The sequence below is a fragment of the Mycobacterium mantenii genome (genome assembly GCF_001667865.1).
Lineage (GTDB): Bacteria > Actinomycetota > Actinomycetes > Mycobacteriales > Mycobacteriaceae > Mycobacterium > Mycobacterium mantenii_A.
Window position 1 is genome coordinate 216,480 of record NZ_LZJP01000083.1, and the last position, 13,572, is coordinate 230,051.

Sequence of the window (13,572 nt, forward strand, 5' to 3'; positions counted from 1 at the left end):
CCGCGTTCCCTTCGCCTCCTCGACGCCAGTCTGACACGCGCGCGCGGCGTCGTCACTTCACCGGCCGACGGCTCGCCGGCTCAGCGGAATCGGTCCAAATACGCGGGCCAGTCCCAGGTGGCCAGGAAAGCCTGCGCGGCCGCGTAACCATTGTCGTAGAGCTTTTCCAATCGCCCCCTGGAGATGTCGAAGTCCAGCACGCCGACATCGGTCGATTCCACCGTGATGGCGCGGGAAGCGACCCAGGGCTGGCTGAGGTGTGTCTGGTCGTGGCCAGCCAATATGGTGACGAGCAAGCTTTCCAGCAACGCCGTCTGTTCGAGCAGGCGCAGCGGTTTCAACGCGGGCATCACCGCCGCGATACCTTCGGTGGCCATCGGTAAGACGGTGATCCCGAACGTCGGCCAGCGCGGCGGTTTGCCATCACGCCGGTCGAAGGTGTCGATCGGAAAATTGGACAGCACACCACCGTCGACCAGTGTGGACGTCGCCCCGGTGACACCGGTCAGTTTGACCGGGCGGTAGAAGAACGGGATCGCCATCGACGCGCGCACCGCCTCGGCGACCGACTGCTCATCGGGGTCCAGCCCGTAGAGCCGCCGGTAGTCCCACGGGAGCCGCACCAACTGGGCCGCGGTCACGTCGGCGACCGTGACCACCAGCTTGTCGCGCCGGCCGCCGAGTGCGGGGTCGTCGTCGAGGATCAGATCGCCAAAGGTGTTGACGCCCAAGTTCTTCAGCTCGCCGCGGATCCAGGCGTAGGCGACGTCCCCGCGGTACATGCTCGTTTCCCGCACCAGTCCCCATGCGGCACCGAGATAGGGCACGGGTCGCGCGTCGCGCCACTTGTGCAGCGGGACCGAGAAGGCGAGTTCCTTGACCTCCGCGCCGGTCAGCCGGCCGTCGTTGGACCCGGCCGCCAGGATCGCCGCGACCACCGAGCCGGCCGACACACCCGACACTCGTTTGATCGAATATCCGGCATCCATCAGCGCGACGATGGCACCCACCAAGCCGATGAACTTGACGCCGCCACCGGAGAGGACAAGGTCCACGATTTTCGGCTGCCCCGCCTTGGCCGCCATCTATTGCTCCGCCGCGACCCATTGATACGGCAGGAACTTCCCGTCGAACGTCACCACCACCCGGTCACCGGACGGGTGTGGTTTCTTCTGCACGTCGAGACTGAAGTTGATCGCGCTCATGATGCCGTCGCCGAACTGTTCGGCGATGACTTCCTTGAGGGCGCCGCCGTATACCTGCAGGGCTTCGTAGAAGCGGTAGATCGTCGGATCCCTCGGAACGGCGGTGGGCAGCCCGCCGCGCATCGGGGCGGCGGCCAGCACCGGCACCGCCGACTCGTCGAGACCGAGCATGTCGATGAGAACCTTGGCCTGTTCGACCGGAATCGGGTGCTGGCCGAGCAACGCCGCCGTGGTCCACATCAGCGGCCGGTCGATCGCATCGGCCAGCTGCTGCCAGGTCAGCCCTTTGGCCAACCGCGCGACGACGATCTGTTCGGTGAGTTCGTTTCTCGTCATGCGTCCCAGCATGCACGACCGGAAGGCTAGTCGCGCGGGGCCGTGTCCGGAGCATTGGACACTACGCCGAATCCGATAGCGCATGCGCTATCGGATTCGGCGTAGATGCATACCTCGGACACCGGCGGAACCGTAACCCGGCGGTCGTGCACACGCGATTCGATAAGGCGCCGAAGGCTTTTCGCGTTGGGGATCACCAACGGCCGTGGTGCACGACCTCCGAGAACGGCCGCCGATTCGGCTTGCGGATCGGGCGCAGCGGGCGATCGGCGGGATAACCGACACCGAGCAGGAAAGCCACCAGGTACTCGTCGGGCACACCGAGGATTGCGCGGGCCCTGTCCTGGTCCCCCACCGACGAGTGACCGGTCCCGATACCCAGGTCCGTGGCGGCGATCATCATCGCCATGGTGGCCTGCCCGACGTCGTAGTTGTCGGTGACCACCCGGCGTTCGTCGGGCGGCACCGGGACCACGATGGCGATCGCGGCCGGGGCCGCCGCGATGTGGCCGGCGCCCCGCCAGACCGTGGACAGCTCGGCCAGCTGGTTGCGGTCGGTGACGATGACGAAGTCCCACGGTTGGCGGTTCTTCGCCGACGGCGCGCGCCAGCCGGCTTCGGCGATGCGGTCCAGGTCCTCACCCGGTATCGGTTTCGGCTGGTACTCCCGCACGTTGCGGCGTGCGCAGATCACGTCCCAAGCTTCCATCTGGTTCCCTCCATCGTCTGTTTTCCCGGATAAACCGGCGTAGGATCGGCTCAATTCCCAGGTAGGGATTGCGCGTTCGCCCGTAGCCTAGCTCCGGTAGATGTGAGTGGACGGGTGCCAACGCAGCCAAACGCCTTGGGCCACAGTTAAATACGACTTCTCCGACGACGCGGCCAAAGCCGCAGGTGGCCATGCAACGCCGGATCAATCGAGGCTACCCGGACGACCGCTGTGGTTTGTTTGCCGCGTTTCGGGGAAGCCGTGGTGAACCATCCGAGCGGCCCACTCGTGAACAACCGAATGGTCCCTAGGCAGAAAGGCGGGTTTCCGCCGTGGCAGAGAACCTGACGCCGCACTTCGAAGAGGTACAAGCCCACTACGACCTGTCCGACGACTTCTTCCGGTTGTTCCTAGACCCCACCATGACCTACAGCTGCGCGTACTGGGATCGCAACCGCGATATCTCGCTGGAAGAGGCGCAGTTGCGCAAGATGGACCTCTCGCTGGGCAAGCTGGGTCTGCGGCGGGGCATGACGCTGCTGGACATCGGGTGCGGCTGGGGAGGCACCATGCGCCGCGCGATCGAAAACTACGACGTGAACGTCATCGGTCTGACGCTGTCCGAGCACCAGGCCGCCCACGTGCAGAAGCTCTTCGACGCGATGAACACCGAACGCAGCAGGCGGGTGCTGCTGCACGGCTGGGAAGAGTTCGACGAACCCGCGGACCGGATCGTCTCCATCGGCGCATTCGAGCATTTCGGGTATGACCGCTACGACGACTTCTTCGCGATGGCCCACCGCACCCTGCCCGAGGACGGGGTGATGATGCTGCACACCATCACCATGCTCACCCCGCAGCAGATCGTCGAGCGCGAACTGCCGATGACCGAGGAGCAGACCAGCTTCAACGAATTCATCGCCACCGAGATCTTCCCCGGCGGTCAGTTGCCGGCGATCGAGATAGTGGAGTTCCACGCGTCCAAGATGGGCTTCAACCTGAAGCGCAGGCAGTCGTTGCGGCTGCATTACGCCCGCACCCTCGATCACTGGGCCGAGGCGTTGCAGGCGCGCCACAGCGAGGCCGTCGAAATCCAGTCCGAAGAGGTGTACCAGCGCTACATGCGGTACCTGACCGGGTGCGCCGACGCATTCCGGGCCGGATACATCGACGTCAACCAGTTCACGCTGGCCAAATAACGCCGCGCCCGCCCCTCGGGCGACACACGCCGCGGGCCTAAGCGGCCACCCGCGTCGGTGTTCGGGTTTATCGTGACAGCGCAATGCCGCTTCATCTGCACCGTGCCGAGCGCACCGATCTGCTGGCCGACGGTCTCGGCGCTCTGCTGGCCCGCCCGCTGGCCGATCCGTTCGCAACCGAACTCGTCGTCGTCCCGGCGCGCGGCGTGGAGCGCTGGCTCAGCCAGCGGTTGTCGCATGTGCTCGGTGCGCGCGGCGGTGACGGGGTGTGCGCCGGCGTCGATTTCCGCAGCCCGGGTTCCTTGATCGCCGAGATCACCGGCACCTCCGAGGACGACCCGTGGTCGCCGGACGCGATGGCCTGGCCGCTGCTGGAGGCGATCGACTGCTCGCTGGACGAGCCGTGGTGCCGCACGCTGGCCACGCACGTGGGGCATTTCCACACCGGCGCGGAGGCCGAGCTGCGCCGGGGCAGACGATACGAGGTCGCGCGCCGGCTGGCGGGGCTGTTCGACTCCTACGCCCGGCAACGCCCGCAACTGCTCGTCGACTGGTGTGACGGCGATATCGGTGATCTCGACGAGGACCTGCGCTGGCAGCCCGAGCTGTGGCGGGCGCTGGTCGCCCGGGTTGCCGCCGACCCGCCGCATATCCGCCACGGCAAGACCATCGCGCGGTTGCGGGCGGCGCCCGGCGAACTGCCGCCGCGGCTGTCGCTGTTCGGGCACACCCGGTTGACGCGCACCGACATCGAGCTGTTGGAGGCCGTGGCCGCCCACCACGAGCTGCACCTGTGGTTGCCCCACCCCAGCGACCGGTTGTGGCGGGCGCTGGCCGGCACGCACGGCGCCATTCCCCGGCGCGAGGACGTGAGCCATCGCGCGGTGTCCCATCCGCTGCTCGCGACGCTGGGACGGGACCTGCGCGAATTGCAACGCGGCCTGCCGGCCGATCCGGTGACCGACGACTACCTCACCGGTGCCGCGCGGCCGGACACGCTGCTGGGCTGGCTGCAGTCCGACATCGCCGCCAATGCCGTTCGCCCACTTGGCCGCACGGTGGCGGCCGACGACCGCTCGGTACAGATACACAACTGCCACGGCCCGGCCCGCCAGGTCGACGTGCTGCGCGAGGTGCTGCTCGGTCTGCTGCAGGACGACCCGACGCTCGAGCCGCGCGACATCCTGGTGATGTGCCCGGACATCGAAACCTACGCGCCGCTGATCATGGCCGACTTCGGCCTGGGCGACGTGGTGCACGGCGCTCATCCCGCCCACCAGCTACGGGTGCGGCTGGCGGACCGCTCGCCGATCCAGACCAATCCGCTGCTGGGCATCGCCGCGCAACTGCTGGCCCTGGCGGCCGGCCGGGTGACGGCCAGCGAGGTGCTCAACCTGGCCCAGGCGCCGCCGGTGCGCGCCCGGTTCGGGTTCACCGATGACGACCTGGAGGCCATCACCCGCTGGGTGCGGCAGGCGAACATCCGGTGGGGACTGGACCAGGAGCATCGGCGGCCCTACCACGTCGACTTCGTGCACAACACCTGGCGTTTCGGCATCGACCGGATACTGGCGGGCGTCGCCATGTCGGACGATTCGAACGCATGGATCGACGCGACGCTGCCGCTCGACGACGTCAGCAGCAACCGCGTCCAATTGGCCGGCCAGTTCGCCGAATTCGTCGCCCGGCTGGCGCACGTGGTCGACTCGCTCACCGGCACCCGGTCGCTGACCGAGTGGCTGGCCGCACTGACCGGGGGCGTCGCGCTGCTGACCCAGGTCCGCGACGCGGACGAATGGCAGACCGGTCAGATGCAACGCGAGTTCGCCCGGACGGCGGCGCAGGCCGGATCCCGGGGCGGCACCGCGCTGCGGCTGCCCGACATTCGCGCGCTGCTCGGCCAACGCCTTTCCGGGCGCCCGACGCGGGCCAACTTCCGCACCGGCACCCTGACGGTGTGCACCATGGTGCCGATGCGCTCGGTGCCACACCGGGTGGTCTGCCTGGTCGGGCTGGACGACGGCCTCTTCCCGCGGCTCGGCATCGTCGACGGTGACGACGCGCTGGCCCGGTGCCCGATGACCGGGGAGCGCGACATCCGTTCCGAGGACCGGCAATTGCTGCTCGACGCGATCGGCGCGGCCACCGAGAAACTGGTGATCACCTACACCGGCGCCAACGAGTATTCGGGGCAGCCACGCCCGCCCGCGGTGCCGCTGGCCGAATTGCTGGACACCCTCGACATCACCACCACGGCGAAGGTGCGTGACCAGATCGTCGTCGAACATCCGTTGCAGCCGTTCGACATTCGCAACGTGATCCCCGGCCGTCTCGTCCCGAATGTGCCGTTCAGTTTCGACCCCACGGTGCTGCGCGCGGCGCGCGCGGCCACCGGCGAACACAGCGAGCAACCGAGGTTCATCTCGGCGTCGCTGCCGGCGCCGCCGGCCGGTGACGTGATCCTCGCCGACCTGGTCGGCTTCTTCAAAGACCCGGTGAAAGGGTTCTTCCGCGCACTGGAATTCACGCTGCCGCACGATGTCGACGGCGTGCAGGACGCCATGCCGGTCGACATCGACGGTCTCGAAGAGTGGACGGTCGGCGATCGGATGCTCGGTGACATCCTGCGCGGGATGACTCCCGACGATGCGCGGCAGGCCGAGTGGCGGCGTGGCACGCTGCCGCCGGGCCAGCTCGGCTGGCGCAAGGTCACCGAGATCCGCGACCAGGCCGCCGTATTGGCGCTCGAGGCGCATCGTCACACGCGAAAGCACCGCCCCGCCGCATACGACGTCGACGTCGATCTGGGCGGCGGGCGGCGCCTCACCGGCACGGTGTCGCCGGTGTATGACGACCAAACGGTGTCGGTGACGTATTCGCGGCTGGACGGCAAGCACCTGCTCGAATCGTGGATCCCGTTGCTGGCGCTGGTCGCTCACGATCCCGGCCGGGACTGGTCGGCGGTGTGCATCGGCCGCATGCGCAGGGGCACCGGCACCCGGGTGGAGGGTCTGGGGCCGCCCCGCGACGGTGAGCGGGCCGTCGAGGTGCTGCGCGAGCTGGTGGCGATCTACGACGCGGGACGGCGTGAGCCGATTCCGTTGCCCATCAAGACGTCCTACGCCTGGGCGGCCGCGCGCCACGGCGGCGACGACCCGGTGGCCGAGGCGCGGTACCGCTGGAGGTCCAGCGACCGCTTCCCGGGCGAGGACCAGGCTCCGGCGCACGCGCGGGCGTGGGGAAAGGGTGCGCCGATCGACGCGCTGATGCAGCCGGTGCGGCCGGGTGAGGAGTGCGACGGCGAAGACAACCGGCTCGGCGCCTACGCCGCCCGGGTCTGGCTGCCGATGCTGCGCGCCGAGAGGAAGCCGGTCTGATGGAGCGCTTCGACCTGTTGGGTGCGCTGCCGGCCGAGCGTTCCAACACGGTGCTGGAGGCCAGCGCCGGAACCGGCAAGACGTTCGCGCTGGCCGGCCTGGTGACCCGGTATCTCGCCGACGGTGCCGCGACGCTGGACCAGATGCTGCTGATCACCTTCGGCCGGGCCGCCAGCCAGGAGCTGCGCGAGCGCGTCCGCTGTCAAATCGTCGAGGCCGTACGCGCTTTCGCGGATCCGTCGACCGTCGGCGACAACCAGGTGGTGGCGTACCTGCTGGACGGCACCGAGGACCAGCGTGCGGCGCGCCAACAGCGCCTTCGCGACGCGCTGGCCGGCTTCGACGCGGCGACGATCGCCACCACCCACCAGTTCTGCCAGTTGGTGCTGCGCTCGCTCGGCGTGGCCGGCGACACCGCGGCCGGCGTGACGCTGCTCGACAGCCTCGACGACCTGGTGACCGAGATCGTCGACGACCTGTACCTGGCCCACTTCGGCCAGGAGCGCGACGATCCGGTGCTGCACTATCGCGAGGCGCTGCGGCTGGCGCGCGAGGTGGTCAAGAACCCGTCGACCCAGCTGCGGCCGCGCGACCCGGATCCCGATTCGCGGGCCGCCGTCAGCGTCGGGTTCGCCAATGATGTTCTGGCCGAGCTGGATACGCGCAAGCGCCGGCTGGGCGTCCTCGGCTATGACGACCTGTTGATCCGGCTGGCCGATGCGCTGGCCACCGGCGACTCCCCCGCCCGGCTGCGCATGCATCAACGCTGGCCGATCGTCATGGTCGACGAGTTCCAGGACACCGACCCCGTGCAATGGCAGGTGATCGACCGCGCGTTCAGTGGGCGCTCCACGGTGATTCTCATCGGTGATCCCAAGCAGGCGATCTACGCGTTTCGCGGCGGTGACATCGTCACCTACCTGCGGGCGGCCGAGACGGCGGGCCGGCGCAAAACGCTGGACACCAACTGGCGCACCGATTCCGCGCTGCTGCGGCGGCTGCAGGTGGTGCTGCGCGGCGCCCAACTCGGCGATCCCGCGATCGTGGTGAACGACGTCGACGCGCATCACCAGGGCCATCGGCTCGCCGGAGCGCCGCGCAACGACCCCTTCCGGTTGCGCGTGGTCGCGCGAAAGAGTTTGGGGCGACGCGGCGTTCAGAACCTGCCGATCGACCAGGTGCGCGAGCATATCGGCGCGGACCTGGCGTCCGACATCCGCGCGTTGCTGGCCAGCGGTGCGACGTTCGGCGGCCGGCGGCTGCAGGCCCGCGACATCGCCGTCATCGTGGAAAAGCACCGGGACGCGCACGCGTGTTTCAAGGCGCTCTGCGACGCGGGCGTCCCCGCGGTCTACACCGGCAACTCCGACGTGTTCACCTCCGAGGCCGCCGAGGATTGGCTGTGCCTGCTGGAGGCCTTCGACCAACCGCACCGGCCCGGGATGGTGCGCGCGGCCGCGGCGACGATGTTCTTCGGGGAGACCGCCGAAACGCTGGCCGCCGGGGGCGACGCCCTCACGGACCGGATCGCAAAAACCCTGCGCGAGTGGGCCGGCCATGCCCGCGAACGCGGTGTCGCGGCCATTTTCGAGGCGGCGCAATTGCTGGGCATGGGCAATCGCGTGCTCGCCTGGCAGGGCGGTGAGCGGCACATGACCGATTTGGCGCATGTCGCCCAGCTGCTGCAGGACGTCGCGCACCGCGAGCACTACAGCCTGCCCGCGCTGCGCGATTGGCTGCGCCGGCAGCGTGACGAACGCAGCGGCGCACCGGAGCGCAACCGCCGGCTCGACAGCGACGCCGCCGCCGTGCAGATCATGACCGTCTTCGTCAGCAAGGGCCTGCAATACCCGATCGTGTACCTGCCGTTCGCGTTCAACCGCAACACCCAGGACAGCGACGTGGTGCTGTTCCACGACGAGGACGGCACGCGTTGTCTGCATGTCGGCGGCAAGGACAGCCCCGACTTCAAAGCCGTTGAGCGGCTTGGCCGTAAAGAGGACGCCAGCGACGACAGCCGGCTCACCTACGTCGCGCTGACCAGGGCGCAGGCCCAGGTGGTGGCGTGGTGGTCGCCGGCGTACTACGAACCCAACGGCGGCCTGTCGCGGCTGCTGCGCGGTCGCCGGCCCGGCGACCCGGTGGTTCCGGACCGCTGCGAACCCGCGAAGATCTCCGACGACGACGCCATGGCCCGGCTGCGCGAGTGGGAGGCGGCCGGCGGGCCGGTCATCGAGGAGTCGGTGGTGGCGCCGGCCCCGTCGCTGCCCGCCGACCCGGTGCCCGCGCGCCTGGAGAGCCGCCACTTCCACCGCGGCATCGACACCGGCTGGCGGCGCACCTCTTATTCCGGTCTGCTACGGGCGGCGCAGAGCAGCGGGGTGGGCAGCGAACCCGAAGTCGGCGAACTCGACGACGAAGTGAGCGAAATCCCGTTGGTGTCCGCGGCATCCGGGCCGGACGTACCCTCGCCGATGGCGGATCTTCCGGCCGGCGCCACGTTCGGGTCGCTGGTGCACGCGGTGCTGGAGACGGCCGACCCGTTCGCCGCCGACCTCGCGGCCGAGCTGGAGACGCAGATCCGGGCGCATTCTGCGTGGTGGCCGGTTGCCGCGGCGCCCGAGGAGCTGGCCGCGGCGATGGTGCCGATGCACGACACCTCGCTGGGGCCGTTGACCGGTGGTATGACGCTGCGCCAGATCGGATTGCCAGACCGGTTGCGCGAACTGGATTTTGAGCTTCCCCTGGCCGGCGGGGATCGTCGTGCGACGGCGCCGCAGGTTCGGCTGGCGGATCTGGCGCCGCTGTTGCGCGAACACCTGCCGGCCGATGACGTGCTGGCATCGTATGCCGACCGGTTGGCCGAACCCGGCCTCGGCGATCAGTCGCTGCGCGGATACCTCACCGGATCGATCGACGCCGTCCTGCGTGTTCCCGACGGCGCGGGGCACCGCTTCGTGGTGGTGGATTACAAGACCAACCGGCTCGGGGACCCGGAACGACCGCTGACCGCCGCCGACTACGACCGGTCACGGATGGCGGAGGCAATGTTGCACTCCGACTATCCGCTGCAGGCGCTGCTGTATTGCGCTGTGCTGCACCGGTTCCTGCGGTGGCGGTTGATGGATTACGACCCGAGCCGCCATCTCGGTGGCGTCCTCTACCTGTTCGTACGAGGCATGTGCGGCGCGCAGACGCCGGTGCTCGACGGCCATCCGTCGGGCGTCTTCGATTGGCGGCCGCCCTGGTCGTTGATCGCGGCGCTGTCGGACCTGCTCGACGCCCGGGGGGTGGCCGCGTGACGGCGGAAGTGATGTCCGCGACCGGATTGCTGCGCACGTTCAGTGACGCCGGTGTTCTCGATCCCGCCGATGTCCATGTTGCGCAACGGCTTACCTCGCTCACGGGTGAATCCGATGAGCGGGTGGCGCTGGCGGTCGCTTTGGTGGTGCGTGCGCTGCGCGGCGGCTCGGTCTGCGTCGATCTGCGCGCGGTGCCCGCCCAGGTCGATGACGCCGATTTGCCCTGGCCCGGCGCCGCCGACTGGATGTCGGCGGTGCGGGCCAGCGCCCTGCTTCAGACGCCACCGGTGCTGCGACTGCTCGGCGATCTGCTGTACTTCGACAGGTACTGGCTCGAGGAGCAGCAGGTCTGCACCGACCTGCTGGCGCTTTCGGCGGCACCGGCCACCGTCGAATCATCCAGCTACGAAAGACTTTTCCCGCCCGGTTACTCAGAGCAGCGGGCGGCCGCCGAGGTCGCGGTGTCGCAGGCGTTGACCGTGCTGACCGGCGGGCCCGGCACCGGCAAGACCACCACGGTCGCCCGCCTGCTCGCCCTGCTCACCGAACAGGCGGAGCGTGCCGGTCTGCCCAAACCCCGGATCGCGCTGGCCGCGCCGACGGGCAAGGCGGCGGCCCGGCTGGCCGAGGCGGTGGCCGCGGGGATCGAGGAGCTCACCGCCGCGGACCGGGCGCGGCTGACCGGCCTGCCGGGAACCACGCTGCACCGCCTGCTGGGGCCCCGGCCGGATACGTCGGTGCGGTTCAAGCACAATCGCGGCAATCGACTGCCGCACGACGTCATCGTGGTCGATGAGACGTCGATGGTGTCGTTGACCATGATGGCCCGGCTGGCCGAAGCGGTGCGGCCGGACACGCGGCTGATCCTGGTCGGTGACCCCGACCAGTTGGCCTCGGTGGAGGCGGGCGCCGTGCTGGCCGATCTGGTGGATGGGCTGGCCGACCGCGACGACGTGCGGGTGGCCGCGCTGCGCACGCCGCACCGGTTCGGCACGTCGATCGGCGCGCTGGCCGAGGCGGTCCGAGTCGGCGACGCGGACCGGGTCGTGGGGCTGCTGGCGGCCGGCGGCGAGCATATCGAATGGGTGGATTCCGATCGCCCGGCCGACCGGCTGCGTGAGGTGCTGGTTGCGCACGCGTTGCGGCTGCGCTCGGCCGCGCTGCTGGGCGCGGTGCGCGAGGCGTTGACCACACTGGACGAACACCGGTTGTTGTGTGCGCACCGCGACGGACCCTACGGGGCGACGCACTGGAACACGCAGGTGCAGAAGTGGATCGCCGAGGCGACCGGCCAGCCCGCCTGGACCCAGTGGTATGCCGGCCGTCCCCTGCTGGTGACGGCGAACGACTACGGGCTGCGCCTGTACAACGGGGATACCGGCGTGACGGTGGCCGGTGCGGACGGCCTGCGTGCGATCTTCGCCGGCGCGACCGGACCGCTGGACTTCGCGACCAGCCGCCTCGGCGAGGTGGAAACGATGCATGCCATGACCATCCACAAAAGCCAGGGCAGCCAGGCCGGCGAGGTGACGGTGTTGATACCGCCCGAAGATTCGCGATTGCTGACGCGGGAATTGTTCTACACGGGAATCACCCGGGCCAAGACCAAGGTGCGGGTGGTGGGGCCGGAGGCTTCGGTGCGCGCCGCGATCGGCCGCCGGGCGGCGCGGGCAAGCGGATTGGCACAGCGGCTGCGGTCGTTCAGCTAGCGGTGGGGACGCCACCGGCTCGAGCCTGAGCGGCCATCTGCTTGAGCATGACGTCGTGGATGATGTCGATTCGCGAGCGGGCTTCCGCGCACACATACGGGTCCCGAATCACGGTGAGTTGGTTGTCCTGCTTGGATTCTCCGCCGGTGGACCAGTTCGTCGAGCCGGTGATGACGTCGACGCCGTCGATGATCACCATCTTCAGGTGCATGATCGCCGACTTCTCACTGTGACCGATGGCGATGCTGTTGCCGACCTTGCCGTTGAGCCACGGCGCCAGCAGAGCGTGTTCGGACTTCCCCGCGGCCTGGGTGGAGTCGAGACTCATTTGCACATAAATCTTTTCGTCGTTCAGCGCCGACTGCAGCACCGCATTCAATTCCGTGTCGTCGTAGCCGTACATCGCCACGACGATCGTCTTGTTCGCCGACGTCAACAACGCCTTGAGCGCCTCGTGCACCCGGTCGACCGGGCTGTAGAACGTCCGCGTGGTGTCGGGATAGCCGGGCGGAAACGGCGCCGCTTTGTACTGGTCGAGTTCGGTCAGCGAATTCAATGCCATGGCAGTTGTTCCTTCACACCGCGGGGGACGCCCAGTCTTTCGCGTTGGGGTTGAGCTCTTGCTGATCGGCGGTCAGATTCGGCGGGTAACCCGGGTTATCCCACGGTGGTTCAGGGTGCTCGGTCATCGTGGAAGGCCTCTCGCCAGTCCGATATGCGGCACTCTACGACGGCCGCGCCGGCGCCGCGGCGTGTTGGAAATAGCCGGGTGAGCCCGGTGCACACCGGTGCGGAAGAATCGGCGGCAGCATGAACGACGACGAAGCTCCCGCACCGGCATCGCGGCCCGGTTCGCGACGCGGCCACATCGTGCGGCTCGCGGTGTTCGCCGCGTTCCTGGCGGTGGTCTTCTACTTGGTGGCCGTCGCGCGGGTGATCAACATCGACGAGATCCGGGGCGTGGTGTCGGCGACTGGGCCGGCGGCGCCGCTGACCTACGTGGTTGTCTCGGCGGTGGTGGGGGCGTTGTTCGTTCCGGGCTCGATACTGGCGGCGGGCAGTGGGTTGCTGTTCGGTCCGCTGGTGGGCGTCTTCGTGACGCTGGGCGCGACGGTGGGCACAGCGACCGTAGCGAGTTTCGTCGGCCGGCGGGCCGGTCGCGACAGCGCACGCGCGCTGCTCGGGCCGGCGCGAGCTGATCGCATGGATGCCCTGATCGGGCGCGGGGGCCTGTGGGCCGTCGTCGGCCAGCGTTTCGTGCCCGGCATCTCGGATGCTCTGGCCTCGTATACATTCGGAGCGTTCGGAGTTCCGTTGTGGCAGATGGCCATTGGTGCGTTCATCGGATCGGCCCCGCGGGCGTTCGCCTACACCGCGCTGGGCGCCTCGATCGGGAACCGATCGTCGCCGTTGGCCTACGCGGCAATAGCGGTGTGGTGCGTCAGCGCCATCGTCGGCGCGTTCGCCGCGCATCGCGGATACCGGAAATGGCGTGGCCACGCGAAAGACGACACGTCCGGCTCGCCAGAGTCGGATTCCGCCGCGCGGTAGCGACCTCGGGGATGCGGTGCACCGAATGTTCAGCGGTCGGCGCGGCCAGGATTTGTCGGTGGTGGCTGCGATGATGACGGCATGTTGTCGACCGGATCCGCTGACGCCGTGGTGGTGACTGCGAGCGACCGTCTTGAGGTGTTGTTCGAGGAGTTGGCGGAGTTGATCGGTCAGCGCAACGCGA

General features: G+C 68.8%; 9 protein-coding genes. 5 read left to right on the forward strand and 4 right to left on the reverse strand.

Annotation, left to right across the window (positions count from 1 at the left end):
• Nucleotides 1-80 precede the first annotated feature (80 nt).
• The 3 genes from A5688_RS13740 to A5688_RS13750 all read right to left on the reverse strand — a co-directional run bounded on the left by A5688_RS13740 (nucleotide 81) and on the right by A5688_RS13750 (nucleotide 2,250).
• Nucleotides 81-1,085 carry a patatin-like phospholipase family protein gene (locus A5688_RS13740; RefSeq protein WP_067834437.1) on the reverse strand — a complete coding sequence of 335 codons (1,005 nt, stop codon included), beginning with the start codon at nucleotides 1,083-1,085 and terminating at the stop codon, nucleotides 81-83.
• Nucleotides 1,086-1,553: a cyanase gene (cynS, locus tag A5688_RS13745; protein ID WP_067834439.1), complete on the reverse strand. Its 468-nt coding sequence runs from the start codon at nucleotides 1,551-1,553 to the stop codon at nucleotides 1,086-1,088.
• A 181-nt stretch (nucleotides 1,554-1,734) separates the two neighbouring features.
• On the reverse strand, nucleotides 1,735-2,250 hold the full coding sequence (locus tag A5688_RS13750; protein ID WP_067834441.1) for a nitroreductase family protein: 516 nt from the start codon (nucleotides 2,248-2,250) through the stop codon (nucleotides 1,735-1,737).
• A gap of 332 nt (nucleotides 2,251-2,582) precedes the next feature.
• Here A5688_RS13750 and A5688_RS13755 point away from each other — a divergent pair, with 332 nt between their 5' ends.
• From A5688_RS13755 to recD, 4 genes are all read left to right on the forward strand, one after another.
• Entirely contained in the window at nucleotides 2,583-3,449 is an 867-nt protein-coding gene (locus tag A5688_RS13755; protein ID WP_067834443.1) for a cyclopropane mycolic acid synthase family methyltransferase, read from the forward strand.
• An 83-nt stretch (nucleotides 3,450-3,532) separates the two neighbouring features.
• Complete coding sequence (gene recC / locus A5688_RS13760) at nucleotides 3,533-6,826, forward strand: exodeoxyribonuclease V subunit gamma (protein ID WP_067912216.1); 3,294 nt, start codon at nucleotides 3,533-3,535, stop codon at nucleotides 6,824-6,826.
• Nucleotides 6,826-10,128: an exodeoxyribonuclease V subunit beta gene (gene recB, locus A5688_RS13765; RefSeq protein ID WP_067912214.1), complete on the forward strand. Its 3,303-nt coding sequence runs from the start codon at nucleotides 6,826-6,828 to the stop codon at nucleotides 10,126-10,128. The genes recC and recB overlap by 1 nt, the downstream gene beginning before the upstream one ends.
• Nucleotides 10,129-10,139: 11 nt before the next feature.
• On the forward strand, nucleotides 10,140-11,837 hold the full coding sequence (gene recD, locus A5688_RS13770; RefSeq protein WP_067912225.1) for an exodeoxyribonuclease V subunit alpha: 1,698 nt from the start codon (nucleotides 10,140-10,142) through the stop codon (nucleotides 11,835-11,837).
• On the opposite strand, the gene A5688_RS13775 is transcribed toward recD, so the two are convergent.
• The gene (locus tag A5688_RS13775) at nucleotides 11,830-12,399 is read right to left on the reverse strand and encodes a phospholipase D-like domain-containing protein (protein ID WP_067834449.1); all 570 of its coding nucleotides are present in this window, start codon (nucleotides 12,397-12,399) and stop codon (nucleotides 11,830-11,832) included. The genes recD and A5688_RS13775 overlap by 8 nt on opposite strands.
• Before the next feature lie 248 nt (nucleotides 12,400-12,647).
• On the opposite strand from A5688_RS13775, the gene A5688_RS13780 reads away from it, so the two are divergent.
• Nucleotides 12,648-13,388, forward strand: a complete 741-nt coding sequence (locus A5688_RS13780) for a TVP38/TMEM64 family protein (RefSeq protein ID WP_067912211.1) — start codon at nucleotides 12,648-12,650, stop codon at nucleotides 13,386-13,388.
• Nucleotides 13,389-13,572 lie beyond the last annotated feature (184 nt).